A 22,656-nucleotide genomic window follows, 5' to 3' on the forward strand; every position below is an offset into this window, starting at 1 on the left:
AACGGGTACCCTTGGCCCCGGAATCGGATACCCTTCGTCCCGAGAACGGGTACCCAATGGCTCATAGCCGTATGAAATAACGGGATTTCCTGGACCGAAAGACTCTAAAGATTCGAAAGATTACAAACCGCCTGCGTGCTGTTCCTTCATGGAAATTGGAGAAGAAACCGGCAGGGTTTCGCCGCGAAACCTCGAATGCCACGCTTCGACGCAGCTGTGGATCAGGGTTATTCCGCTTCATGGGATGATGTGCGACAGTTCGCTCGATAACAGCGCAAGCGGCGCACATGACAGAAGGTTTCGCATGAACAAGCGCGCGGACACGAGCTCACCGCCCTTTCACAACATCGACCCGGCGCGGGCCGCCGCGCGGCTCGGTCCCCGCGTAGATACCACGCGATTCGCCAAGGCCGCCACCTTTTGCGCCCGCGGCCGCGACGACATGGCCCGGCGCGGCTACGCCCCCGACGGCACCAAGACGCTGCGCAAGTTCTCGATCTGGGAGATCACCCGCTACCTGATCCCGGTCGCCGCCGCGCATCTGCGCCGGGTGCTGAAATCGCATCCAGACCTGCCGCAGGGCGAGGGCGAGGCCGGGGCCAAGTGGTTCAGCCTCGACGACGTGCTGAAGCTGCGCCGGCACTTCGCCGAAGAAGGCGCCGCCAACAAGGAATACCGCCCCTGGCGCCCCGAGGGTTTGCCCGCCAAGATCGCCGCCGTCGCCAACTTCAAGGGCGGCTCGGGCAAGACCACGACCTGCGTGCATCTCGCCATGGCCGCCGCGCTCGACGGCTACAAGGTGCTGGTGATCGACCTCGACAGCCAGGCCTCGATGACCTCGCTTCTGGGCGGCAAGGTCGCCGATGAATGGCAGACCGTGTTCCCGCTTCTGGCCCGCGACTATGCCCGCGCCGTGACCCAGGAGAACCTCGTGCGCGAGGCCGAGGGCGCGGCCCCCCTGCCCCTCGACGAGACGCTGACCGAGGCGCTGGAGGTTTCGCCGCGAAACCTGATCCAGTCGACGCACTGGCCCAATATCGACCTGATCGGCGCCCAGCTGAACCTCTACTGGTCCGAGTTCCAGATCCCGGTCTGGCGCATGAACCTGAAATCGTGGTCGCTATGGGACGCGCTCAACAACGCGCTGAACGAGGAGGGGCTGCTCGACGAGTACGACATCGTCTTCCTCGATACCCCCCCTGCCCTCGGCTACCTGACGATCAACTCGCTCTCCGCCGCCGACATCCTGCTGGTGCCCCTGGGCGCGTCCTTCCTCGAATTCGACTCGACGGGGCGCTTCTTCGACATGCTCTACTCGACCTTCGCCTCGATCGAGGAGGGTGAGAACGCGCAGCGCCGCCGCGCCGGCCTGCCCGAGATGCGGTTCGAATGGGACGTGGTGCGGGCCATCATCACCCGCTACGACGCCGGGCAGCAGACCGATCTGGCCAACGTGATCCAGGCCTATTTCGGCGACTTCATGACCGCCTACCGGCAGGAGTTCACCGCGCTGGTCGGGCAGGCCGGAGAGCAGATCAACGGCATCTACGAGGCCGATTACCGCGACTTCAACCGCGAGACCTATCTGCGCGGGCGCGAGGCCTTCGACCGGACCTATGCCGAATTCAAGGAGCTGCTCCTGGGCAGCTGGTACCGCGACATGATGGAAGAGCAGGAGGTGAAGGATGGCCAGACGCAGGACGCTTGAGGCGCCCGATCCGCAGGCGCTCGCCGAGATCGAGGCGGGTTTCGCCGCGAAACCGGCGCTTGGTCCCGGCGGCTTTGCCGCGCCGATCGCGCAGGTCGCGGCCGAGGCCGCCTCGGACCGCGACGCACGCCCGGCGGCCGATCGCGCCAACGCCGCGCGCACCGCGACCGAGGCCGCGTCATGGCGCGAGGCGCAGGCCGAGGGGCGGGTGATCGAGACGCTGTCGCTCGACCGGATTCAGGTGAACCACCTGACCCGCGACCGGGTCGAGAGCGATGCCGAGGCGATGGACGAGCTGGTCGCCTCGATCCGCGCCAACGGCCAGCGCCTGCCGATCGAGGTCGTCGATCTGGGCGAGGGGCGCTACGGCCTCGTCTCGGGCTGGCGCCGGGTCCGGGCGCTGGCGCTGATCGGCGCCGAGGAGGGCACGGCGCCGGTGGCCCGCGCCATCGTGCGACCGGCGGTCGAGGCGGGCGACGCCTATGCGGCGATGGTCGAGGAAAACGAGATCCGCGCCCAGCTCACCCCCTACGAGCGCGGCCGCATCGCCGCCGTGGCGGCGCATCTCGGGGCCTTCCCCTCGATGGAGGCCGCGGTCGACGCGATCTTTGCCGCCGCGTCGAAGGCCAAGCGCTCGAAGATCCGTTCCTTCGCGATGGTGCATTTCGAGCTAGGCGACCTGCTGTCGCATGGCCGCGAGCTGAGCGAAGCGGGCGGGCTGCGACTGGCGGCCGCGCTCAGGGGCGGTTTCGCCACGAAACTGCGCGCGGCGCTGGAGCGGGGTGACGCGCAGGACGCGGCGGCGGAATGGGCGCTGATCGAACCAGTTCTCAACGCCGCCGAGGCGGCCCCCAAGCCCGCGCCGCGCGGCGGCCGTCCGCGCCGTGAGGCACAGCCGCCGCTGGCCGAGGCCGTGCTGCCGGGCGGGGCGCGCGCGACGGTCCGGAGCGACGGGGCGAAGCTGGTGCTGACGCTGGACGGGCAGGGGGGGCTGAGCGACAGCGAACGCCGCGACATGGCGGAGCGGCTTCTCGCTTGCCTGACCGAAGCAGGGGACGACTGATAGACCGCAGGACCATCCGCTAAGGCGTTGTAATACAATGCTATTTAGGAGTGTGCGGAAGCAGGGACGGCCCTTGCTTCTGCTGGGTCACCAAGCCGGCGCACCGCACGGGCGAAGCGCCGCCGAGCAATGCCAACGCACTGTCATTAAAACTTAATCACACCGTCGTGTTTCGCTTAGGCTGTTGGCGCAGAAGGTCGGCAACGAGACCGGCCCTGACAACCTATGGGAGGACGACACATGACACGGATAGGATTTCTGGCATTGGCCACGGCGCTGCCAGGCATGGCGCTGGCCGAGAGCCACATGGCCGAGGGCGGCCCGGCGCTGAGCTATGGCGAGCGGCCGTTCTTCCTGATCGACGCGATGGAGGAGGGCGAGCTCAAGGACAAGCTGATGTCCTGCAAGGGCCAGACGCCCGAGCCCACCGCCTTTTCCATCGCGCATCGCGGCGCGCCGCTGATGATCCCCGAACACACGAAGCAATCCTATGTCGCGGGCGCGCGGCAGGGTGCGGGGATCGTCGAATGCGATGTGACCTTCACCGCCGATCACGAGCTGGTCTGCCGCCACGCGCAGAACGATCTGGCCACCACGACGGACATCCTCGTCACCGACCTGGCCGAGAAATGCACCGCCGGCTTCACCCCCGCGGGAGAGGGCAGCGATGCGAGCGCCGAGTGCCGCACCTCGGATCTGACGCTGGCCGAGTTCCGCGAGCTCAGCCCGAAGATGGACGCCTCGAACGCGGCGGCCACCACGCCCGAGGAGTTCCAGGGCGGCACCGCGCCGTGGCGCACCGATCTCTACGTGGCGGGCACCGAGCTGATGACCCACGCCGAGTCGATCGCGCTGATCGACAGCCTCGGCGCCGACTTCACGCCCGAATTGAAGGCGGCCTCGGTCGAGATGCCGCATGAAGGCTTCAGCCAGGAGGACTACGCGCAGAAGCTGATCGACGAGTACAAGGAAGCCGGCATCGAGCCCTCCCGGGTCTGGCCGCAGAGCTTCAATCTCGACGACATCAAGTACTGGATCGAGAACGAGCCGGAGTTCGGCGCGCAGGCGGTCTATCTCGACGACCGCTACGAGGCCGAGGACGAGGATGAGGGGCTGATCGACCCGATGGACCCCTCGACCTTCAAGCCGACGATGCAGGAACTGGCCGATATGGGCGTGAACTACATTGCGCCGCCGATGTGGATGCTGGTCACCACCGACGAGGCCGGCGAGATCGTGGCCTCGGCCTATGCCGAGGAGGCCAAGGCCGCGGGGCTGGAGATCATCACCTGGACGCTGGAGCGCTCGGGCCCGCTGGCCGCGGGCGGCGGCTGGTACTTCCAGTCGGTCGAGCAGGCCATCGACGATGACGGCGACACCTATGCCATGCTCGACGCGCTGGCGCAGGATGTGGGCGTCGTGGGCGTGTTCTCGGACTGGCCCGCCACGGTGACCTACTACGCCAACTGCATGGGGCTCTGAGCGGCTCCTGAGAGCGGGGCAGGGGGCCCTCAGGCCCTTTGCCGAAGATGCCCGCACGGACGAGTTGGCGGCGCTGCGCGTCCGGGGTCTCGATGCGAAGACGCCCTCGTGGACATCCGCGAGGGCGTCGTGACTCCCATCGTTTATCGAGCGGACGAAGCGGGCACCGGCGGGAAGACCCGTTGTCAGTCCAGTCGGTAGGAATAAACGTTGTTCAGGTAGCTTTCCGCGCCGATGCGGAACTGCGTCTCTCCGACATGCTCGAAGCCCTTCCGAAGGTAGAACGCGATGGCGGGCGCGTTCTCCGCGTTGGTCGTGAGCCAGACCGTATCGGCCTGCATCGCGCGACAATGCCCGAGGGCCGCGTCGAGCAGGCGCGACCCGATCCCTTTCCCATGGTGACGCGGCTGGACGTAGAAGGTCGCGATCTGCAGGTCGGAACATCCGTCCACAGGCGGCTTGCTGCCTGCGGAGACGCGTATGTATCCGTCGATGCCCGCGTCGTTTTGCGACACCATCACGAACTCCGACGGATCGGCTATGAATGTCTCGGCGTTGGCCACGGTGAACGTGTCGAGGACGTAGTCCGCGAAGAAGGCGCTGACGCCGCGCTTCAGATAGGTGCTGATCCACACCTCCAGCGAAAGGGCGGCGATGCTCGAAGCGTCTGAAATCCGGGCCGGTCTGAGGGTCATGGATCAGATATGCCCTCGGCCGGAGCAGGGGTAAACGCCGAATCCGGGGGGCGGAGAGTTCTCTTCTCGATCCCTGCGGCGGACCGATCTGCGATCCATCCGTCGAGGGGACCTTTCGCGGCGCCGCCCTCGGCCGTCAGATATGCGGGATCACGAAGTCGGGGACGATGCCCGCGCGGTCGATCGCGGCGACGATGTCCTCACCCGCCAGCGGGCCGTGATCGGTGACCAGCGCCGAGGCGAAGCCCATGGCGCGGGCGCCGAGAATGTCGGTGTGCAGCGTGTCGCCGACCATCAGCACGCGCGCGGGGGCGGGCGCCGGGTCGAGCCGCGACAGGGCGAGGTCGAAGATCGCGCGGAACGGCTTGCCGCAGAACTCGGGCGCGCAGAGGCCGGCATCGGCCAGCGCATGGGCGAAATGGCCGGGCTCGAGCGTCAGCCCGCCTTCGCGCGGGGCCACGAGGTCGGGGTTGCCGACCAGCACCGGGCGCGGGTGGTCGCGCAGGCTCGCGGCAAGAAGGCGCTGCCGCTCGACGGTCCAGCCGTCGGAGCCGACCAGCAAGAAGCCCTCGGCCGCCGCGTAGCCCGCCGCGTCGTCGAGCAGCAGATGCGCGTCGATCGCCTCGAACTCGCGCAGGCCGTGGCCCGGGCCCAGCATCACGCCCCAGCGGCGCGGCTCGTCGCGGCCCAGCCGGGCGAGCAGCGCCTCGCGGCTGGTCACCACCTCGTCGGGGCCGAAGTCGAAGCCGAGCCGCTCGTAGCGCTGCATCATCGCCCGCTTGGGGTAGCCCGCCGAGTTCGAGACCACCATCACCCGCTTGCCCATGCCGCGCAGTTCGGCGATCCGCGCGGCGGCGCCGAGGATCGGCGTCTCGCCCACGTTGAGCACGCCGTAAGCGTCGAACAGCACGACGTCGAAGGGATCGGCGATGGCGTCCAGATGCGGGGCGCGGCCGAAGGCGCTGCCCTCTGGCGCCTCGGGCAGCCGGTGCCGGATCGCCAGATAGGCGTCGAAGGCGGCGCGCCCGTCGGGACGCGGCCCGGTCACAGGATCCGGCGCCGCAGCCAGGCCGAGACGATCTCGCCCAGGATCACCAGTCCGAGGATCGCCAGCAGCACCGTCGCCGCCTCGCGCCAGTTGAAGGTGTCGATCGCGCCTTGCAGGATGATGCCTATGCCGCCCGCGCCGACGAGACCGAGCACGGTGGACTCGCGTAGATTGATATCCCAGCGCAGAATCGACACGGCCCAGAATGTCGGCATGACTTGCGGCACGATCGCATAGGCGATGACCTTGAGCCGCGAGGCGCCCGTCGCCTCCAGCGCCTCGACCGGGCGCTTGTCGATTTCCTCGATCGCCTCGCCCAGGAGCTTTCCGACGAAGCCGATCGAGCGGAACATGATCGCGACGATGCCCGCGACGATGCCGGGGCCGAAGATGGCGACGAAGAGTAGCGCCCAGATGATCGTGTTGATCGAGCGCGACGAGACGAGGATGAAGCGGCCGATCCAGAGCGTGGCGCGGTTCGGCGTGGTGTTCTGCGCCGCGAGCCATGCCACCGGCAGCGACAGGATCACCGCGAAGGCGGTGGCGATGGTGGCGATGTTCACCGTCTCCCACAGCACCCGCAGGATCGCGCCGAGATTCGACGGGTCGGGCGGGATCATCCGGCCGAACAGGTCGCCCATCTGGCTGGGCGCGTCCCAGACCCAGGCCCAGATCACCTCGATCGAGGAGATGGCCCAGCCGATGGCCAGCGCGCAGGCGGCGAAGACGGCGTAGCGTTGCAGCCGCTGTTTCAGGGTGAAGCGGGTCCAGTCGTCGCGACCGAGATCGGAGAGGGTCATAGGCGTTTCCTGATCTGTCCCGACACCGCCTCCGACAGGAGGATCACGCCGACGATGACCATGGTGATGGCGAGCGCGAAATCGTAGTCGTAGCGGCCGAAGGCGTTGGCCAGCGTCGAGCCGATGCCGCCCGCGCCGACGATGCCGACCACCGCCGAGGCGCGCAGGTTGCTGTCGAGCTGGTAGATGGTGAGGCCGACCTGACGCGGCATGATCTGCGGGATCACCGCGTAGATCAGGGTCGAGAGATAGGGGGCGCCGGCGGCACGCATCGCCTCGACCTGCCCGAAGTCGATCTCCTCGATCCGCTCGGCCAGCATCTTGGCGACGAAGCCGATGGAGTAGACGATCAGCGTCAGCACGCCCGCCAGCGGCCCGAAGCCCACCGCCTTGACGAAGATGATCGCGACGATCACGGGATGGAAGCTGCGCGCGACGATGATGATGGCGCGGCCCAGATAGAACACGGCCTTGGGCACCACGTTGCGCGCCGCCATGAAGGCGATCGGGATCGACAGGATCACGCCGCCGAAGGTGGCGAGGATCGCGATCTTCAGGCTTTCGAGAAAGCCGTCGATCAGGAGCCCCGAGCGCTCGAAGCTCGGCGGGAAGGCCCCGCCGAAGATCCGGCCCGCGCGCTCGACGCCCTCGGCCACCCGGACCCAGTCGATCGGCAGCCAGGCCAGGGTCCAGACGACGTAGACCAGCGCGCCGCCATAGACCAGCCAGCGCAGCACCGGGTTGGCGATGAAGCTCGGCTTGCGCCAGTGATCGCGCGGCGCGGGGGCAGGGGAGGGGGCGGTGCTCATGACGCCGCCCGCATCTCGCCGGCGCGGTCGGCGGCGGGGCTGCCGGAATAGATCCGGTCCATCGCCTCCTGGTCGAGCGCGCGGGGCAGGTCGTCGAAGATGATCCGGCCATAGCGCATCCCGACGATCCGGTCGGTGTATTCCTTGGCCTCGTGGACGTTGTGGATGTTGATCAGCACCGGCAGCTTCAGCTCGCGCGAGAGGTCGCGCAACAGCCCCATGATCTGCTCGGAGGTCTTGGGGTCGAGCGAGGCGGTGGGCTCGTCGGCGAGCAGGATCTCGGGCTTCTGCATCAGCGCCCGGACCACGCCGACGCGCTGCCGCTCGCCGCCCGACAGCTCGTCGGCGCGCTTGTCGGCGTAATGGGCGATGCCGACCCGCTCCATCAGCTCGTAGGCGCGGCGGATGTCCTCCTTGGGGTAGCGCCGCATCAGCGCCGCCCATGTCGAGATGTAGCCCAGGCGGCCGGACTGGACGTTCTCCATCACAGTGAGACGCTCGACGAGGTTGAAGCCCTGGAACACCATGCCGATCTTGCGGCGGGCGCGGCGCAGCTCGGCCCCGCGCAGCCGGGTCAGCTCGGTGCCGTTGAGGGTGATCGAGCCGGAGGTGGGCTCCACCAGCCGGTTGATGCAGCGCAGCAGCGTCGACTTGCCCGCGCCCGAGGAGCCGATGATCGACACCACGCTTTCGCCCTCGATGGTCAGGTCGAGATTCTTCAAGACCGGCTCGCCGCCGCCATAGCGCTTCACCAGATCGCTGATCTTCAGCATCGCATTCTCCTTTCGGGGTCCGGCCCCGTCGCCGGGGCCGGACCCGTGCGCGTCACTCGGCCGCGAGGCCCTCGGGCGTGTATTCGACGCCATTGGCCTTCTGGATCTGCCGGATCACCGCCCACTGGTCCTCATAGGTGATGGGGATGAACTTGCTGACGCCGGTGAACTCCTCGCCGAGCGCCGTGCCCGCGAAATCGAAGCTGAAGAACGCCTCCTCGATCTTCTCCTTCAGATCGGGCGCGAGGTCGTGGGCATAGGTGTAGGAGGTGGTCGGGAAGGGGTCGCTCTCCCAGACGATGCGCACCTCCTCGGGGTCGTAGAGGCCGCGCTCGGCCATCCGGTCGACCACCTCGGAGGCGACGGGGGCGGCGTCGTAATCGCCCGCGACCACGCCCAGCATCGACTGGTCGTGGCTGCCCGAATAGGTCACCTCGTAATCCTCGTCCGGCACCACGCCGAGATCGGGGAACAGCGCGCGCGGCGCGAGGTTGCCCGAGTTGGAGGTGGGCGAGGTATGCGCCACGCGCTTGCCCGCGAGATCGGCGGGTTCCTGGATGTCGCTGTCGGCCTGGGTGTAGAGCTGCAGCTTGTAGCCGAACTGGCCGTCATCCGAGCCCATGATCGCGAAGGGCACCGCGCCGGCGAGGTTCACCGCATAGGGGGTGGGGCCGGTCGAGAAGCCCGCGATATGCAGGCGGCCCGAACGCATCGCCTCGACCTCGGCCGAGTTCGACTGCACCGCGAAGAACTGCACGTCCTTGCCCGTCACCTCCTCGAGATGGGCGATGAACGGCTCCCAGATGTCCTCGTAGATCGCCGGGTCCTCGACCGGGGTATAGGCGAAGACCAGCGTGTCGGGGTCCTTGAGCAGGCTTTCGTCGGTCGGCGCGTCGGCCACCAGATCGCCGTCGGCGTCGCAATACATCGCGTCGAGCGCGCCGCGCTCGGGGCAGTCGTCCTGCGCCATGGCCGTCGTGGCCGAAAGCGTCATCGCGGCGAGCGTCGCCGCACCCAGAATCGTCGGGGTCTTGAGCATGTCGAGTTGTCCTCCTCCCAGAGATGGTCCGGGGGACCGCTCCTCAACGGTGCCCGGATCGCAGCGATCTCAGCACTTCGGGTTTGACAGTGCAACATTTTCTTGGGTGAAGATGTGTCAGATCGGACATCGGGGGACAGGCATGGGCAGCGAGGCGCGTCCCGCCAAGGCGGAACGACAGGCACAGATCCTGATGGAGCTGAAGCTCAGGCCGCATGTTCGGATCGCCGATCTGGCGGCGCGCTTCTCGGTGACGCCCGAGACGATCCGCCGCGATCTCGGGGCGCTGGACGGGCGCGGCCAGATCCGCCGTGCCTATGGCGGCGCCACCGCGCCCTATCCCGGCGCGCGCCACGATCTGGAGGCGCGGCAGGAACGCCGCATCGACGAGCGGGCGCGGATCGGCCGCGCCGCGGCGGCGCTGGTGCGGCCGGGCGAGACGCTGATGATCGATGCGGGCGCGACGACGATCGAATTCGCGCGCTACCTCGCCATCGCGGGCACCCCGGTGACGGCCATCACCAACTGCCTGCAGGTGGCGCAGCTATTGGGCGGGGTGCCGGAGGCGGAGGTGGTGCTCTGCGGCGGCCGGCTCCTGGCGGGGGAGGGGGCGCTGATCGGGCCGGAGGCGGTGGAATCGCTGCAGCGCTACCGGGTCGATGCCTGCTATCTCGGGGCCTCGGCAGTCGATGCGGAGATGGTGAGCGAGGCGGTGCGCGGCTTCGACGCGGTCAAGCGGGCGATGCTGGCGGCGAGCGGGCGCTCGGTGCTCCTGGTCGATTCCAGCAAGCATGGCCGGCGCGACTTCGCGGCGGTGGCGCCGCTGTCGAAGATCGGTCTCGTCGTCACCGACGCGGCCCCGGACGAGGCGCTGGCGCGGGGTCTGGCGCAGCACGGCGTGGCGCTACGGGTGGTCTGATGCGGGCGCCGCGCCCCCGGCAAGGGGGGACGCGGTGGCGCGGTCGGCTCAGAGGTAGATCGAGCCGCCGAAGATCTTGCGGACCATTTCGGCGCGGGTGGTGCCGAGCGCCGCGAGATCTTCGTCGCTCATGTCGTTGAGGCGGCGGACCTGCTGCATGCGCGGGCCGGCTTCGGCGATGGCGACGAGGCCACGGCCGATATAGGCGAAGGGTGCGATGAGGATACCGGCCAGCGAACGGGCGGTGGATTGGGTCGCGGTCTGTGCCATGTGAACGGCCTCTCGTCTGGTGTCTGCCTTGTCTTGCAACGAGATATGCGCCCCCGAGGGGGTGCGGACAACAGACGCTTCGGTCTGGCCGGGTTGCACTGGGCGCAAGGCAGTCGCCTCAGCCGTCGAGCGCCTCGGCGGCGGCGCGCCCCGAGAGCAGCGCCGCCTCGATCGTCTCGGGCAGGGGCCCGGCGAGCCAGTCGCCGGCCAGCGCGAGCTTGGCCAAGGGCCGGGTGGCCGGTCGCGCGCGGCGACCCGCGGGCGAGGCGTCGGCGGTGGCGGCGCGGGCGCGGATCAGCCGGGCGGCCAGTGGTGGCGCATCGGTGCCGGCGGCGCGGGCCACCTCGCGCCAGATCCGGTCGAGGGTGGCGTCGCGGTCGGGGCGGGGCCCGGCGCAGCTCTCGGCGGCCGAAACGGTTACCGAGAGCACGTCGTCTCGGCGAAACAGCCAGTGCGACAGGCTCGAGATCAGCCCGAGGATCGGCGGCAGCCGCCCGGCCGTCTCGGGCGGCACCCGGAAATGCGCGTTGAGGATCGACTGGCCCGGCCTCGGCGCGGGCCCGTCGAGCAGCCGCGCCAGCGTGTCGGGGGGCAGGGCGAGGATGGCGGCGTCACCTGGGCCGAGCGTGATCTCTTCCGCGCCGAAGCGCAGCGCGTGGAGCTGGTCGCCTTTCAGGGCGAGGCCGGTGAGGGGGCGGCGGTAGTTCGGCCGGATGCCGCGTTCGGCCAGCCGCGCCAGTGCCGGATCGACGAGGGTGGGGCCGAGGCCGCGCGGCATGGTGACCGGGCGGCTGGCCGCGCCGCCGCGCAGCACGGTGCGGCGCAGCACCTCGGCCAATGGCGCCGCCGCCGCGTGGTCGGGCGGGGCGTTGAGCACGGCGAGCGAGAGCGGCTCCCAGATCCTAGTCCAGGCCGGACCGCGCCCCGGGATCGCCTGCGCCACGGTGGCATCCGGCCCGGCACGCATGAGCCGCGCCGCGTCGGGGCCGAGCGAGAGCGCGGTGCCGGGCGGCAGCCGCAACCCGCCGCGCAGCAGCTCGCCGAGGGAGGCGGGCAGGCGCAGGCTCCAGCGGGCGCCGGTTTCGAGGTCGAGAAAGGGCAGCTCGGCGCGCGGGGCGATGTCGAGCAGGCCGGAGGTGCCGATGCGGCGGCAATGGTCGAGCACCTCGGCATTGCCCGAGAGCACGAGGTGGTTGCCATTGTCGATCACCCGGTCGAGCGCGCCGTCGTGAAAGCTCCAGCAGCGGCCGCCGGCGCGGGCCGTGGCCTCGTGCAGAACCACTTCGGTGCCGGGGCGCTCGGACAGGTGCAGCGCGGCGGCGAGGCCCGCGAGCCCCGCGCCCACGACATGGACCCGCCTCACCGCGTCGCGCCGCTCGTGGCGAGGCACAAGAGCCCGTCCACCAGCTTGCGCCAGCGCGGGCGCGGCACGGGCGGGCGCGCGGCGTCGGCCTCGATCTGGCGCAGCAGCCGCTCATAGGGGCCCATCATCAGCAGCGCCGGGGCGATGCGCAGCCGTGGATGCGCCGCGATCTCGTGCGCGGCGGCGCGGTAGGCGGCGCGGGCCCGCAGCGCGAGGCGGCGGCGCGCCTCGGGCAGGCCGGGGGCGTCCGACACGGCGGCGGGAACGGGCGGGATGCCGGTCTCGGCCAGGAGCCCGGCGGGGAGATAGAGCCGGCCCAGTTCGGCATCCTCCTCGACGTCGCGCAAGATGTTGGTGAGCTGCAGCGCCTCGGCCAGCGTCAGCGCGAACCGCTCGGACGCGGCGCCGCGCCAGGCGCCGAAGACATGCATCGACAGGATGCCGACCGCGCCCGCGACGCGGCGGATATAGGCGTCGAGACGCGCCTCGTCGGGGGCGATCACCCCGTCGAGATCCATGCGCATGCCGTCGAGGATCAGGGCCAGCTCATCCTGCGGCAGATCGTAGGCACGGCTCGCATGGGCGAGCTCCCGGCCCACCGCCGTCTCGGCCACGCCCTCGCGGATGCGGCCGAGCTCGGCGGCCCATTCATCGAGGAAGGCGCGCTTCTCGGGCAGCGGGGCCGGGCCGTCGACCATGTCGTCGAGCAGCCGGCAATAGGCATAGATGGCGAGGATGGCGCGGCGGCGCGGCGCCGGCATCAGCCGCATCCCGGCGCGAAAGCTGCTGCCCGACCCCGCGACGATCCGGGCCACCTCGCGCTGGTTCTCGTCGCTCATGCGGTGCCGCCCGGCACGCGGCGCGGCGCGATCAGGGCGAGCCCGCCGCGCAGCCCGGCGCGGAGCCAGTCGCCGCGGTTCGGCGCCACCCGCCCGGCCAGCGGGTCGGCGCGCCGCAGCCGCAGCTGTAGCCGCGCGGCCAGCGTCGCGATCACCTCGATCTCGGCCCGCAGGCGGCGCGCGCGGACCGTACGCGGCAGGGTGGCGGCGCGCGCCAGCAGCCCGGCATTGGCGTCGAGCGCGCGGTCGACAGCGGCGCGCAGCGGCGGCGTCAGCACCGCCCCGCCGAGATCGCCGACATCCGCCCCGGCGGCGCGGAGCCAGTCGAGCGGCAGGTAGACGCGGCCCAGATCGCGCCAGTCCTCGCCCAGATCCTGCAGGTGGTTGAGCACCTGCAACGCCGTGCACAGCGCATCCGCCGCGTCGCGATCGGCGCCGGTCTCGCCATGCAAATCGAGAAGGAAGCGCCCGACCGGGTTGGCCGAGGACCGGCAATAGGCGCGTAGCTCGGCCCAGCTCTCGCAGGGGCGCGCCTCGATGTCGGTGCGGAACGCCACCAGCATCGCGATGGCGTGACGCTCGAGCCCGGCGCGGCCGACCGCCCGCAACGCGTCGCGCAGCGCGTGGCCGCGCGGATCGCCCTCGCCCACGCCGCGAAGCCCGGCCTCGATCCGGTCGAGCCCGGCCTGCTTGTCTTCGATCCGCATCTCGGGGTCGTCGGCGATGTCGTCGGCGGCGCGCACCACGGCGTAGAAGGCCCGCACCGGGTCGCGCAGCGGCGCCGGGAGCAGCAGCGATCCGACCGGGAAATTCTCGGTCTCGGCGGCGCGGCGGCGCGGCTGCGGCATCGCGCCGCGCTGCTCGGTCTTCACGACTTTTTCCATGTCCTCGCTCATCCGCGCGCTAGATCGTCCGACGCCCTCCCGATGGGCGGATATCGAAAGTACGAACCCCATGGTAGATACGAGCGCCCTCGTGGCAATCCTTTCCCTCCGGGCAGCGCGCCGCGTGGCGCGCCGGGAGGCGTGATGATGGACGGGTCGGGCGGGTTCGACGCGGCGCGCAAGCGAGTGCTGGTGATCGGCGCGGGGCCGGGCGGGCTCGCCACCGCGATGCTGCTGCGCGCGGCGGGCGCCGAGGTCACGCTTCTGGAGAAGGAGGACCAGCCCGGCGGCCGCACCGGCGCGATCCGCCGCGACGGCTTCACCTTCGACATCGGCCCGACCTTCTTTCTCTATCCCGAGATCCCGCGCGAGATCTTCGCGGCTTGCGGCCATGATTTCGACGCCGAGGTCGAGCTGATCCGGCTCGACCCGATGTACCGGCTGCAATTCGACGATGGCCGCGCCATCGACGCCACCGCCGATGTCGAGCGGCTGACCGAGCAGGTGGCGAAGATCGACGCGCGCGACGCGCGCAACGTCGCGGGCTATCTGGAGGCGAACCGCGCCAAGTTCGAGGCGTTCCGCCCGATCCTGCAGCGGCCCTTCGCGAGCCTGCGCGACCTCGCCCAGCCCGACATGCTCCGCGCGCTGCCGAAATTCCGGCCATGGGCCACGGTGGATGGCGAGCTGCATCGCTGGTTCCGCAACCCGGATGTGCGCGTGGCCTTCTCGTTCCAGTCGAAATATCTGGGCATGTCGCCGTTCAAATGCCCGTCGCTCTTCACCATCATCGCCCATGTCGAATACGGCTTCGGCGTCTGGCACCCGAAGGGCGGCTGCAACGCGATCACCGCCGCGATGGCGCGGGTGGCGCGCCGGATGGGGGTCGACATCCGCCTCTCCGAGCAGGTGGAGCGGCTCAAGGTCGAGGGGCGGCGCGCGGTGGGGGCGGTGACGGCCAGGGGCGATTACGACGCCGACGCGGTGGTGATGAACGCCGATTTCGCCCATGCGATGACGACGCTGGTTCCGGATGCGGCGCGCAAGCGCTGGACCGACAAGCGCATCGCGTCCAAGAGCTACTCCTGCTCGACCTTCATGCTCTATCTCGGCATCGAGGGGACGCTGCCCGAGATGAGCCATCACACCATCGCCTTTTCCGGCGATTACCAGCGCAACGTGGCCGAGATCGACGCCGGCAAGGCGCCGCTCGATCCCACGATCTACGTGCAGAACGCCAGCCGCACCGATCCGACGCTGGCGCCCGAGGGGCATTCGGCGCTCTACGTGCTGGCACCGGTCGGCAATTTGACGGGGGGCGAGGACTGGGCCGCGCTGGCGCCCGCCTACCGCGAGAAGATCCTCGACCGGGTGTCCAGGCTCGCCGGGCGCGACATCCGGCCCGCGATCCGCACCGAGATCATGTACACGCCCGACGATTGGCGCTCGAAGCTCTCGGTCTACAATGGCGCGACCTTCAACCTCGCGCATAATCTCGGGCAGATGTTGCATTACCGGCCGCGCAACCGGTTCGAGGATATCGACGGGGTCTATCTCACCGGGGGCGGCACGCATCCCGGCTCGGGGCTGCCGACCATCTTCGAGAGCGCCCGCATCGCCAGCAAGCTCTGCGCCGAGGATATGGGCCTGCCGGGGGCGGGCGCGATGATGACGACACTGCCGATGGAGGCTGCGGAATGACGAAGACGGGGATCATCGGTGGCGGCCTTGGCGGGCTTGCCGCGGCCTGCACGCTGGCGGCGCGCGGTCATGACGTCGTGCTGTTCGAGAAGAACGACTGGCTCGGCGGCAAGGCGGCGGTCTGGGAGGAGGGGGGCTTTCGCTTCGACATGGGGCCCACGATCCTGACCATGCCGCGGGTGCTGGAGCGGATCTTTTCCGAAGCCGGCCGCGACCTGCATGCCGAGCTCGACCTGCGGCGGCTCGACCCGCAATGGCGCTGCTTCTACGACGACAAGACGGTGCTCGATCTGCGCGACGACCCGCGCCAGGCGGCCGAGGCGATCGGGCGGCTCTCGCCCGGGGACCGCGAAGGTTTCGAGCGGTTCATGGAGGTGGCCGGGCAGCTCTCGGACGTCTCTGACCGGTTCTTCTTCTGGAAATCGGTCGAAGATCTGCGCGACACGATGGATCTCAAGGCGAACATGAACCTCGCCACGCTGAAGGACGTGATGGCGCTCCGGATGCACCGCACCGTGGCCGGGCAGATCAAGCGCGACGTGAAGGACCGCCGCGTGGCGCAGATGCTGGAGCATTTCATCCAATATGTGGGCTCCTCGCCGCTGGCCTCGCCGGCGGTGCTCTGCGGCATCGCGCAGATGCAGCAGGGCGAGGGGGTCTGGTACCCGATGGGCGGGACGCGGGCCGTGCCTCTGGCGCTGACCCGGCTGGCCGAGGCCTTGGGCGTCGAGATCCGCACCGGCGCGGGCGTGCGCCGGATCGAGGTGACGAAGGGCCGGGCCCGGGCGGTGATCACCGATGCGGGCGAGCGCGTCGCCTGCGACCACGTGGTGTCGAACATGGACAGCGTGCGCACCTATCGCGAGCTGGTCGGCGGCGCCGAGGGCCGGGCCTTCGACAGGTCGCGCAAGCGCGAGGCCGCCTGCTCGGGCGTGGTGCTCTATCTCGGCCTCGACCGCGCCTACGGGCATCTGGCGCATCACAACTTCGTCTTCTCGCGCGACCCCGAGGAGGAGTTCGGCGCGATCTATGACAAGGGCGAGCCGGCGCCGGACCCGACCGCCTATATCGCCGCGCCCGCGCGCACCGAGCCGGCCGTCGCGCCGGAGGGCGGCGAGGCGCTCTATGTCCTCGTGCACACCCCCTATCTGCGCCCCGGCCACGACTGGAAACAGATCCTGCCGGGCTACCGCGAGGTGATCCTCGACAAGCTGCGGCGCAGCGCCGGAATGGAGGATATCGACGCGCGCATCGTGGTCGAGCGCAGCCTGACGCCGCAGGACATCCACGAGCGCTACAACGTGCTCGACGGCGCGATCTACGGGCTGGCGAGCCATGGCAAGGTGCTGGGCGCGTTCAAGCCGGGCAACCGGTCGCGGCAGGTCGAGGGGCTGTATCTCGCGGGCGGCTCGGCGCATCCGGGACCGGGCATGCCGATGGCGCTGATGTCGGGCTGGATCGCGGCCGACACGCTCGACCGCGACGCGGGTCGCGCGCGCGCGGCGCGCGACGACGCGGACGGGGCGCGGCGGCAGCAGGCGGGCGCGGATGTCGCGGCCGAGTGATCCCGAGGCCGCGCGCTCGCCCCGGATGGCGGGCTTCTTCGCGGGGGTGATGCGGCGCCAGCTGGCGCGGCAGTTCCGGGCGGTGCGGATCGCCCGGCCCGGCCTGCCGGCGCTGGACCCGGCCCGCCCGGTGGTGGTGGTGACGAACCACCCGTCATGGTGGGACCCGGCGGTGTTCATCGCGCTGCATGACGGCCTGTTTCCGGGCCGCACCGGCTTTGGCCCGATCGAGGCGGCGATGCTGGAGAAATACCCCTTCATGGCACGGATCGGCCTGTTCGGGGTCGAGGAGGGTTCTCGCGGCGCGGCCGGGTTCCTGCGGGTGGCGGGGCGGATCGTGTCGCGGCCCGACCGGGTGCTGTGGATCACCGCGCAGGGGCGTTTCGCCGATCCGCGCGAACGGCCGCTGGCGCTGCGTCCCGGTGCCGCGCATCTCATGGCGCGGCATCCGGATCTCGTGGCGCTGCCGCTGGCGCTCGAATACCCGTTCTGGTCCGAAAAGCGGCCCGAGGCGCTGCTGCGCTTCGGCGCGCCGCTCGCGGCGCGCGAAGGCGAGCCGGTGGCCGATCTCGCGGCGCGGCTGGAGGCGGCGCTGACCGAGACCTGCGACGGGCTGGCGGCGCTGACGATGGCGCGCGACGCCTCGGCCTTCGACATGGCGCTCGGCGGGGCGCGCGGCACCGGCGGCGTCTACGGGCTGTGGCAGCGCGGGCGGGCGGTGCTGACGGGGCGGCGCTTCGTGCCCGATCACGGGGAGGAGGGATGATCCTGGTCCTGTCGATCCTCGCCTTGGCGCTGGCCGGGCTATTCGCCGCGATGTGCGTGGTCAATCTCTCGGTGCTGCGGCCACCGGAGGGGGCGGGGGGCGAGGCGGTGTCGATCCTGATCCCGGCCCGAGACGAGGCGGCAAACATCGACGCCGCGCTCGATGCGGCGCTGGCGCAGAGCGGCGTCGAGATCGAGGTGGTGGTGCTCGATGACGGCTCGACCGACGGCACGGACGCGATCGTGGCGGCGCGGGCCGCACGCGACGGGCGGGTCCGGCTGCTGCGCGGCGCGGCGCTGCCGAAGGGCTGGATCGGCAAGACCCATGCCTGCTGGCAGCTCTCGAAGGCGGCGCGGCACCCGGTGCTGCTTTTCGTCGATGCCGATGTGCGGCTCGCTCCCGATGCCGCGGCGCGGCTCTCGGGAGAAATGACGCGTCGCGGTCTCGACCTGCTCAGCGGCTTTCCGCGTCAGGTCACGCGGACATGGGCCGAGAAGATCGTGATCCCGCAGATATTCACCACGCTTCTGGGGTACCTGCCGCTGCCGATGGCGCGGGCCCGGCCCGACCCGGCCTTCGGCGCGGGCTGCGGCCAGCTGATGGCGGTGCGCCGCGCGGCCTATGACGCGGCGGGCGGGCACGCGGCCTTCGCGGGCCGGATGCATGACGGGCTGGAGCTGCCGCGCCGGGTGCGGGCCACGGGCGGGCGCAGCGATCTGTGCGATGCGACGCCGGTCGCGACCTGCCGGATGTACGAGACGCCCGCCGCGATCTGGCACGGGTTTTCCAAGAACGCGACCGAGGGCATGGCCACGAAGCGGGCGCTGCCGGTCTGGACGCTCTTGCTGTTCGGCGGCCACGTGCTGCCGTTCCTCACGCTCGTCGCGGCGCTGATCGCGGGGGCGGGTTGGGCCGCTGCGGTCTCGGCGCTGGCCTGCGCCCTGGTGCTGGGCGCGCGCATTGCCATGGCGCTGCGGCTGCGGCAGTCGTGGCTTTCGGTCTTGGCGCATCCGCTCGGCGTGATGGTGGTGCTGGCGATCCAGTGGAGCGCGCTGATCGGGGCGTCGCGCGGCCGCCGCGCGGTCTGGCGCGGCCGCGACTACGGCATGGGCTGAGCGCTCAGCCGATCAGCGATTTCAGGATGCGTTCGACGTTGCGACCGTAAGGCGGGCGCACCAGTCGCGCCAGCGAAGGCCGGGCGATCATGGTGCTGCGCGGCCGGGTGAAGGCGCGAAAGCCCTCGGCCCCGTGATAAGCGCCCATGCCAGAGGCGCCGGCGCCGCCGAAGGGCAGTTGCTGCACGCCGACATGCAGCACCGCCTCGTTGATCACCGCACCGCCCGCCGGGATCGCCTCGGCCTCGGCCTGCGCTGCGGCGAGATCGCGGCCATAGACGTAGAGCGCCAGCGGGCAGGGGCGTGCGGCGACGAAATCGCGTGGCTCGTGCGGCGCGTCATAGGGGATCACCGGCAGGATCGGGCCGAAGATCTCCTCGCGCATCAGCGGGTGGTCGCGGTCGGGGTCGATCACCGCCACCGCGCCCATGCGCGGCGGCGCGGGCGGGCGCGCCATCAGCGGCACCGGGTCGAGCCCGTCGAGCAGCGCCGCGAGCCGGTCGCGGTCGGACGCGCGGGCGATCGCGGCATAGTCGGGCCCGGCGGGGTCGGGATAGAGCGCCTCGGTCGCGGTCTTCAGCGCCGCGACGAAGCGGTCGAGCATCTCGCGCGGGACCATCGCGTAATCGGGGGCGACGCAGGTCTGACCGGCGTTCAGCAGCTTGCCCGCCATGATCGAGCGGGCGGCGGCGTCGATCTCGGCGTCGGGGCGCAGGATCGCGGGCGACTTGCCGCCCAGCTCCAGCACCACCGGCACGAGGTTTCGGGCCGCCGCCGCCATGATGTGGCGGCCCGTGCCGGTGGAGCCGGTGAAGAACAGCCCGTCGAGCGGCGCGGCGGCCAGCGCCCGGGCCTGATCGGCGCCGCCGGTCAGCACGCGGGCGCGATCGGGGATCGCGCGCTCGACGATCCGCGCGATCAGCGCGGCGCTGCGCGGCGTGTGCTCGGAGGGGTGCAGGATCGCGCGGTTGCCGCCGGCGATGGCGGCGACGAGCGGCACCAGCGCCAGCTGCACCGGGTAGTTCCACGGCCCGATGATCCCGACCCGGCCCAGCGGCACCCGGTCGACCCGGGCCGTGGAGGGCCACAGATGCGGCGGCAGCACCACCCGCTCGGGCCGCATCCAGCGCCGCAGATGGCGCCGCGCGTGCTGCGCCGCGCCGATCACCATCGCCACCTCGGTGAGCAGCGTCTCGGGCCTTGGCCGCGCCCCGAAATCATCGGCGACGGCTTCGGCGGTTTCCTCGGCATGGGTGCGCATCTCGCGCTCCAGCGCTTCCAGATGCGCCTTGCGGGCGGCGCGGTCCGGGGCGGGCTCGGCCGGGCCGAAGGCGTCGAGCGCCGCTTCGAGGGCGGGGTCGGGTGTCGCGGTCATCCTGCCTCCTGGCGCGCGGCGCGGTCATCCGTGTCATTGACGCGAAAGCCGCGCTCGGTCCAGTTGCCATAGATGATCGGGTTGCGGGCGCAGAAGGCGACGAGCAGCCCCGAGAGCGGCCAGCGGGCGCCATGGCGCAGCCGCCGCTGCGCCGCGACGGCGCCGTAGCTCGCCCCGGCGAGATTGGCCGCCACGTCGCCCATCGTGTCGGGCAGGCCGGATCGCTGCGCATTGGTGCCGAAGACGGCATCGATCGCGAACTCGAACAGCTCCCAGCCGGCGCCGACCAGCGCCGCGAAGCCGACCCCGAGCGTGCCGAGGATCCACAGGGCGGTGCGCGGCGGCGCGCCCGCCGTGGACAAGAGCGCCATCGCGACGCCGGCGAGCGCCAGCACCGCCGAGGCCAAGGCATGCAGCAGCAGGTCCCAGACCGCGCTGTCGCGGTAGAGGCCCGCCGCCTCGCCCAGCACGAAGGCGGCGAGGCAGAAGCCGAGCACGCCGGTGGACAGGCCCGGCGGCATCACGATGCCCGAGACGCGGGTATAGAGCGGCAGCAGCAGCGCCAGCGCCATCGCCCCGAGCGCCGCCAGCACCAGGAGCGGCTGCGCCGAAAGGGCGCCCGCCGCGGCGATCAGCCCGGCGCCGCCCCAGAGGATCGACCGGGGCAGGGTGGTGGGTCGCAGCAGGCCGGTCCGGATCATCTGGCGGTCTCGCATCGGAGTGTCGGGGCGCAACCTAGCGCGCCCGCGCGGGGGCCCAAATCAGGGGTCCAGGCTGGCGCACGGGCCGGGGTCGGCCCCGGGGGCGGCAATGGGGTCCGCCTAGCGCTTGATGATGATGTAGAGCGCGTGGATGATGCCGGGGACATAGCCGAGGAGCGTCAGGATCACGTTGATCCAGAAATGCTTGCCCAAACCCTCCTGCAGGAACACGCCGAGCGGCGGCAGCAGGATGGCGACGATGATGCGGATGATGTCCATTCGGGGTCCTCGTGGCGCAGGCGCGCCGGTTCGTGTCACGGGTCGGGAAGCCAATGCGGCGCATCCGCATCGGTTCCGCGTGAAGGCGTGGCGGGTGAACGGCGACCGTCCGCGCGGCTTCGTGACCTCGCCTTTACTAACGACGGCTAACGACCTATATATGCGTTAGCGAAGGAGGTCCGCCATGATATCGCAGGCAGGTGCACGTCAATCCGGCGCCGAGGGGTTCGGCGAGGTGATGTCCTCGCTGTCGCGGCTTCGGCTCGACCATCTCGCCGCGCCGCTGGCGCGGGCGGTGGACAGCTATCTCGCCGATCACGCGCGCCAGCTCAGGGCGCTGTCTCGGCCCGAGCCGCTGACCGCCGCCGAGGAGGCGGCGCTGGCCTCGGTGGGCGTCGGGCGTGGCGCCGGCGAGCCGGATCTCGGCCCCGTCATGGGGGTGGCGGTGCGGCTGGCCGCGATCCAGGCCGGGGCGATCCCGCTCAAGGCGGCGGCGGCGCGGCTCGGGGTCAATGACAGCCGGTTGCGGCAGCGGATCAAGGCGCGGACGCTCTACGCGCTGCGCCAGCCGGGCGGGCGGGGCTGGATGGTCCCGGCGTTCCAGTTCCTCGGCGATGCGGAGCTGCCGGGCCTCGCGCAGGTGCTCCCAGTCGTCCGAGAGGACATCCACCCGGTCGAGCTGGAGAGCTTTCTGACCACGCCGCAGCCGGATCTCGAGGATGAGGATGGCACGGCGATGCGGCCCGTGGACTGGCTCGCGCAGGGGCGCGATCCCGGCGCGGTGCGGGCGCTGGCGGCCGGGATCTGATGCCGAAATTCCCCGAGCCGCCGGAGCGGGCGGCGCTCGAAGCCCTGGGCCCAGAGATCCGCGAACTGCCGCGCGCCGCGCCGCTGGGGCGGATCTTCATGCGCGGCGGCGCGCATCCGGTGGAGTGGAACAGCTTTCGCCATTGGGGCCCGACCGACGCGCGGTTCGACCATCACCTGCCGGGGCCGGATGGCGGCGGCGCGGAGCAGGCCCGCGGCGTGCTCTACGCGGCGGGGCCGGGTGGCGCGGGGGCGCTCGCGACCTGCGTGGCCGAGGTGTTTCAGACCAAGCGGATCATCAATCGCAGCCATGGCGCGCCGTGGTTCTGCGTCTTCGCCACCAGGCGGCCGCTGCGGCTGCTCGATCTCGCCGGGCGCTGGCCGACGCGGGCCGGGGCCTCGGCGGCGATCGCCACCGGTGCGCGGGCCCGGGCCCGGCGCTGGAGCGCGGCGGTCTACGAGGCCTATCCGATGATCGACGGGGTGATCTACCGCTCCTCCATGGCCGGTGACGCCGAGGCGGTGGCGCTCTACGAGCGGGCCGCCTCGGCGCTGCCGGAGCGGCCGCAATTCCACCGGGCGCTGGAGGACCCGGCGCTGCAGCGGCCGCTGCTCGATGCCGCCGCCGCGATCAATTACGGGCTGCTCTGAGCGC

General features: G+C 70.9%; 23 protein-coding genes. 10 read left to right on the forward strand and 13 right to left on the reverse strand.

The features are described 5' to 3' along the window. Nucleotides 1-304: 304 nt before the first annotated feature. The 3 genes from ACRAQ3_RS19490 to ACRAQ3_RS19500 all read left to right on the forward strand — a co-directional run bounded on the left by ACRAQ3_RS19490 (nt 305) and on the right by ACRAQ3_RS19500 (nt 4,253). Nucleotides 305-1,708 (forward strand): AAA family ATPase, encoded by a 1,404-nt coding sequence (locus ACRAQ3_RS19490; protein ID WP_269397581.1) that lies wholly within the window; start codon nt 305-307, stop codon nt 1,706-1,708. Continuing rightward, the gene (locus tag ACRAQ3_RS19495) at nt 1,686-2,771 is read left to right on the forward strand and encodes a ParB/RepB/Spo0J family partition protein (RefSeq protein WP_432257033.1); all 1,086 of its coding nucleotides are present in this window, start codon (nt 1,686-1,688) and stop codon (nt 2,769-2,771) included. Before ACRAQ3_RS19490 ends, ACRAQ3_RS19495 begins: the two co-directional genes overlap by 23 nt. 240 nt (nt 2,772-3,011) lie before the next feature. Continuing rightward, the gene (locus ACRAQ3_RS19500) at nt 3,012-4,253 is read left to right on the forward strand and encodes a glycerophosphodiester phosphodiesterase family protein (RefSeq protein ID WP_432257034.1); all 1,242 of its coding nucleotides are present in this window, start codon (nt 3,012-3,014) and stop codon (nt 4,251-4,253) included. 185 nt (nt 4,254-4,438) lie between these two features. Here ACRAQ3_RS19500 and ACRAQ3_RS19505 read toward each other — a convergent pair whose 3' ends face one another. The 6 genes from ACRAQ3_RS19505 to phnD all read right to left on the reverse strand — a co-directional run bounded on the left by ACRAQ3_RS19505 (nt 4,439) and on the right by phnD (nt 9,417). Then, complete coding sequence (locus tag ACRAQ3_RS19505) at nt 4,439-4,948, reverse strand: N-acetyltransferase family protein (protein ID WP_432257035.1); 510 nt, start codon at nt 4,946-4,948, stop codon at nt 4,439-4,441. 136 nt (nt 4,949-5,084) lie between these two features. Next, nucleotides 5,085-5,996, reverse strand: coding sequence for an HAD-IIA family hydrolase (locus ACRAQ3_RS19510; RefSeq protein ID WP_432257036.1), 912 nt, complete (start codon nt 5,994-5,996; stop codon nt 5,085-5,087). Then, nucleotides 5,993-6,796 (reverse strand): phosphonate ABC transporter, permease protein PhnE, encoded by an 804-nt coding sequence (gene phnE / locus ACRAQ3_RS19515; protein ID WP_269397577.1) that lies wholly within the window; start codon nt 6,794-6,796, stop codon nt 5,993-5,995. Before phnE (ACRAQ3_RS19515) ends, ACRAQ3_RS19510 begins: the two co-directional genes overlap by 4 nt. Then, entirely contained in the window at nt 6,793-7,605 is an 813-nt protein-coding gene (phnE, locus tag ACRAQ3_RS19520; protein WP_432257037.1) for a phosphonate ABC transporter, permease protein PhnE, read from the reverse strand. The genes phnE (ACRAQ3_RS19515) and phnE (ACRAQ3_RS19520) overlap by 4 nt, the downstream gene beginning before the upstream one ends. Beyond that, nucleotides 7,602-8,378 (reverse strand): phosphonate ABC transporter ATP-binding protein, encoded by a 777-nt coding sequence (gene phnC / locus ACRAQ3_RS19525; protein WP_269397575.1) that lies wholly within the window; start codon nt 8,376-8,378, stop codon nt 7,602-7,604. Before phnC ends, phnE (ACRAQ3_RS19520) begins: the two co-directional genes overlap by 4 nt. A 52-nt stretch (nt 8,379-8,430) precedes the next feature. After that, entirely contained in the window at nt 8,431-9,417 is a 987-nt protein-coding gene (gene phnD, locus ACRAQ3_RS19530) for a phosphate/phosphite/phosphonate ABC transporter substrate-binding protein (RefSeq protein ID WP_432257038.1), read from the reverse strand. A 142-nt stretch (nt 9,418-9,559) separates the two neighbouring features. Here phnD and ACRAQ3_RS19535 point away from each other — a divergent pair, with 142 nt between their 5' ends. Beyond that, complete coding sequence (locus ACRAQ3_RS19535; protein ID WP_432257039.1) at nt 9,560-10,336, forward strand: DeoR/GlpR family DNA-binding transcription regulator; 777 nt, start codon at nt 9,560-9,562, stop codon at nt 10,334-10,336. Between the two features lie 48 nt (nt 10,337-10,384). On the opposite strand, the gene ACRAQ3_RS19540 is transcribed toward ACRAQ3_RS19535, so the two are convergent. The 4 genes from ACRAQ3_RS19540 to ACRAQ3_RS19555 all read right to left on the reverse strand — a co-directional run bounded on the left by ACRAQ3_RS19540 (nt 10,385) and on the right by ACRAQ3_RS19555 (nt 13,692). Next, complete coding sequence (locus ACRAQ3_RS19540; protein ID WP_085896958.1) at nt 10,385-10,606, reverse strand: DUF1127 domain-containing protein; 222 nt, start codon at nt 10,604-10,606, stop codon at nt 10,385-10,387. A gap of 118 nt (nt 10,607-10,724) precedes the next feature. Next, a complete protein-coding gene (locus tag ACRAQ3_RS19545) occupies nt 10,725-11,996 on the reverse strand; it encodes a hydroxysqualene dehydroxylase (RefSeq protein WP_432257040.1) in 1,272 nt (423 codons plus the stop codon). Further along, complete coding sequence (locus tag ACRAQ3_RS19550; protein ID WP_432257041.1) at nt 11,966-12,808, reverse strand: squalene/phytoene synthase family protein; 843 nt, start codon at nt 12,806-12,808, stop codon at nt 11,966-11,968. The genes ACRAQ3_RS19545 and ACRAQ3_RS19550 overlap by 31 nt, the downstream gene beginning before the upstream one ends. Further along, a complete protein-coding gene (locus ACRAQ3_RS19555) occupies nt 12,805-13,692 on the reverse strand; it encodes a squalene/phytoene synthase family protein (RefSeq protein WP_432257042.1) in 888 nt (295 codons plus the stop codon). The genes ACRAQ3_RS19550 and ACRAQ3_RS19555 overlap by 4 nt, the downstream gene beginning before the upstream one ends. A 144-nt stretch (nt 13,693-13,836) precedes the next feature. On the opposite strand from ACRAQ3_RS19555, the gene crtI reads away from it, so the two are divergent. Genes crtI through ACRAQ3_RS19575 form a run of 4 tightly spaced genes read left to right on the forward strand, consistent with a single transcriptional unit; the run spans nt 13,837 to nt 18,839 of the window. After that, nucleotides 13,837-15,393, forward strand: a complete 1,557-nt coding sequence (gene crtI, locus ACRAQ3_RS19560) for a phytoene desaturase family protein (RefSeq protein ID WP_432257043.1) — start codon at nt 13,837-13,839, stop codon at nt 15,391-15,393. After that, entirely contained in the window at nt 15,390-16,958 is a 1,569-nt protein-coding gene (locus ACRAQ3_RS19565; protein ID WP_432257044.1) for a phytoene desaturase family protein, read from the forward strand. The genes crtI and ACRAQ3_RS19565 overlap by 4 nt, the downstream gene beginning before the upstream one ends. Beyond that, nucleotides 16,942-17,724, forward strand: coding sequence for a lysophospholipid acyltransferase family protein (locus ACRAQ3_RS19570; RefSeq protein WP_432257045.1), 783 nt, complete (start codon nt 16,942-16,944; stop codon nt 17,722-17,724). Before ACRAQ3_RS19565 ends, ACRAQ3_RS19570 begins: the two co-directional genes overlap by 17 nt. Then, a complete protein-coding gene (locus ACRAQ3_RS19575; protein ID WP_432257046.1) occupies nt 17,721-18,839 on the forward strand; it encodes a glycosyltransferase in 1,119 nt (372 codons plus the stop codon). The genes ACRAQ3_RS19570 and ACRAQ3_RS19575 overlap by 4 nt, the downstream gene beginning before the upstream one ends. A 4-nt stretch (nt 18,840-18,843) precedes the next feature. Here ACRAQ3_RS19575 and ACRAQ3_RS19580 read toward each other — a convergent pair whose 3' ends face one another. From ACRAQ3_RS19580 to ACRAQ3_RS19590, 3 genes are all read right to left on the reverse strand, one after another. Further along, entirely contained in the window at nt 18,844-20,214 is a 1,371-nt protein-coding gene (locus ACRAQ3_RS19580; protein WP_432257047.1) for an aldehyde dehydrogenase family protein, read from the reverse strand. After that, nucleotides 20,211-20,915 (reverse strand): hypothetical protein, encoded by a 705-nt coding sequence (locus tag ACRAQ3_RS19585; RefSeq protein ID WP_432257048.1) that lies wholly within the window; start codon nt 20,913-20,915, stop codon nt 20,211-20,213. The genes ACRAQ3_RS19580 and ACRAQ3_RS19585 overlap by 4 nt, the downstream gene beginning before the upstream one ends. A gap of 120 nt (nt 20,916-21,035) precedes the next feature. Next, complete coding sequence (locus tag ACRAQ3_RS19590; protein WP_085896949.1) at nt 21,036-21,194, reverse strand: YqaE/Pmp3 family membrane protein; 159 nt, start codon at nt 21,192-21,194, stop codon at nt 21,036-21,038. A 184-nt stretch (nt 21,195-21,378) separates the two neighbouring features. Between ACRAQ3_RS19590 and ACRAQ3_RS19595 the strand changes: the two genes are divergently transcribed. Both ACRAQ3_RS19595 and ACRAQ3_RS19600 read left to right on the forward strand, forming a co-directional pair. Beyond that, complete coding sequence (locus tag ACRAQ3_RS19595) at nt 21,379-22,002, forward strand: hypothetical protein (protein WP_269397562.1); 624 nt, start codon at nt 21,379-21,381, stop codon at nt 22,000-22,002. Then, nucleotides 22,002-22,652, forward strand: coding sequence for a hypothetical protein (locus tag ACRAQ3_RS19600; RefSeq protein ID WP_432257049.1), 651 nt, complete (start codon nt 22,002-22,004; stop codon nt 22,650-22,652). The genes ACRAQ3_RS19595 and ACRAQ3_RS19600 overlap by 1 nt, the downstream gene beginning before the upstream one ends. Nucleotides 22,653-22,656: the final 4 nt, after the last annotated feature.

Origin of the sequence: Limimaricola sp. AA108-03, assembly GCF_050847355.1 — a bacterium.
In the GTDB taxonomy this organism is placed as follows: Bacteria; Pseudomonadota; Alphaproteobacteria; order Rhodobacterales; family Rhodobacteraceae; genus Limimaricola.

Excerpts from the sequence above, each read along its gene's own strand:
- ACRAQ3_RS19490 (WP_269397581.1), top strand. The coding sequence starts at position 305 with ATGAACAAGCGCGCGGACACGAGCTCACCGCCCTTTCACAACATCGAC.
- ACRAQ3_RS19495 (WP_432257033.1), top strand. The coding sequence starts at position 1,686 with ATGGCCAGACGCAGGACGCTTGAGGCGCCCGATCCGCAGGCGCTCGCC.
- ACRAQ3_RS19500 (WP_432257034.1), top strand. The coding sequence starts at position 3,012 with ATGACACGGATAGGATTTCTGGCATTGGCCACGGCGCTGCCAGGCATG.
- ACRAQ3_RS19505 (WP_432257035.1), bottom strand. The coding sequence starts at position 4,948 with ATGACCCTCAGACCGGCCCGGATTTCAGACGCTTCGAGCATCGCCGCC.
- phnE (WP_269397577.1), bottom strand. The coding sequence starts at position 6,796 with ATGACCCTCTCCGATCTCGGTCGCGACGACTGGACCCGCTTCACCCTG.
- phnE (WP_432257037.1), bottom strand. The coding sequence starts at position 7,605 with ATGAGCACCGCCCCCTCCCCTGCCCCCGCGCCGCGCGATCACTGGCGC.
- phnC (WP_269397575.1), bottom strand. The coding sequence starts at position 8,378 with ATGCTGAAGATCAGCGATCTGGTGAAGCGCTATGGCGGCGGCGAGCCG.
- phnD (WP_432257038.1), bottom strand. The coding sequence starts at position 9,417 with ATGCTCAAGACCCCGACGATTCTGGGTGCGGCGACGCTCGCCGCGATG.
- ACRAQ3_RS19535 (WP_432257039.1), top strand. The coding sequence starts at position 9,560 with ATGGGCAGCGAGGCGCGTCCCGCCAAGGCGGAACGACAGGCACAGATC.
- ACRAQ3_RS19540 (WP_085896958.1), bottom strand. The coding sequence starts at position 10,606 with ATGGCACAGACCGCGACCCAATCCACCGCCCGTTCGCTGGCCGGTATC.
- ACRAQ3_RS19550 (WP_432257041.1), bottom strand. The coding sequence starts at position 12,808 with ATGAGCGACGAGAACCAGCGCGAGGTGGCCCGGATCGTCGCGGGGTCG.
- ACRAQ3_RS19555 (WP_432257042.1), bottom strand. The coding sequence starts at position 13,692 with ATGGAAAAAGTCGTGAAGACCGAGCAGCGCGGCGCGATGCCGCAGCCG.
- crtI (WP_432257043.1), top strand. The coding sequence starts at position 13,837 with ATGATGGACGGGTCGGGCGGGTTCGACGCGGCGCGCAAGCGAGTGCTG.
- ACRAQ3_RS19565 (WP_432257044.1), top strand. The coding sequence starts at position 15,390 with ATGACGAAGACGGGGATCATCGGTGGCGGCCTTGGCGGGCTTGCCGCG.
- ACRAQ3_RS19570 (WP_432257045.1), top strand. The coding sequence starts at position 16,942 with ATGTCGCGGCCGAGTGATCCCGAGGCCGCGCGCTCGCCCCGGATGGCG.
- ACRAQ3_RS19575 (WP_432257046.1), top strand. The coding sequence starts at position 17,721 with ATGATCCTGGTCCTGTCGATCCTCGCCTTGGCGCTGGCCGGGCTATTC.
- ACRAQ3_RS19580 (WP_432257047.1), bottom strand. The coding sequence starts at position 20,214 with ATGACCGCGACACCCGACCCCGCCCTCGAAGCGGCGCTCGACGCCTTC.
- ACRAQ3_RS19585 (WP_432257048.1), bottom strand. The coding sequence starts at position 20,915 with ATGATCCGGACCGGCCTGCTGCGACCCACCACCCTGCCCCGGTCGATC.
- ACRAQ3_RS19590 (WP_085896949.1), bottom strand. The coding sequence starts at position 21,194 with ATGGACATCATCCGCATCATCGTCGCCATCCTGCTGCCGCCGCTCGGC.
- ACRAQ3_RS19595 (WP_269397562.1), top strand. The coding sequence starts at position 21,379 with ATGATATCGCAGGCAGGTGCACGTCAATCCGGCGCCGAGGGGTTCGGC.
- ACRAQ3_RS19600 (WP_432257049.1), top strand. The coding sequence starts at position 22,002 with ATGCCGAAATTCCCCGAGCCGCCGGAGCGGGCGGCGCTCGAAGCCCTG.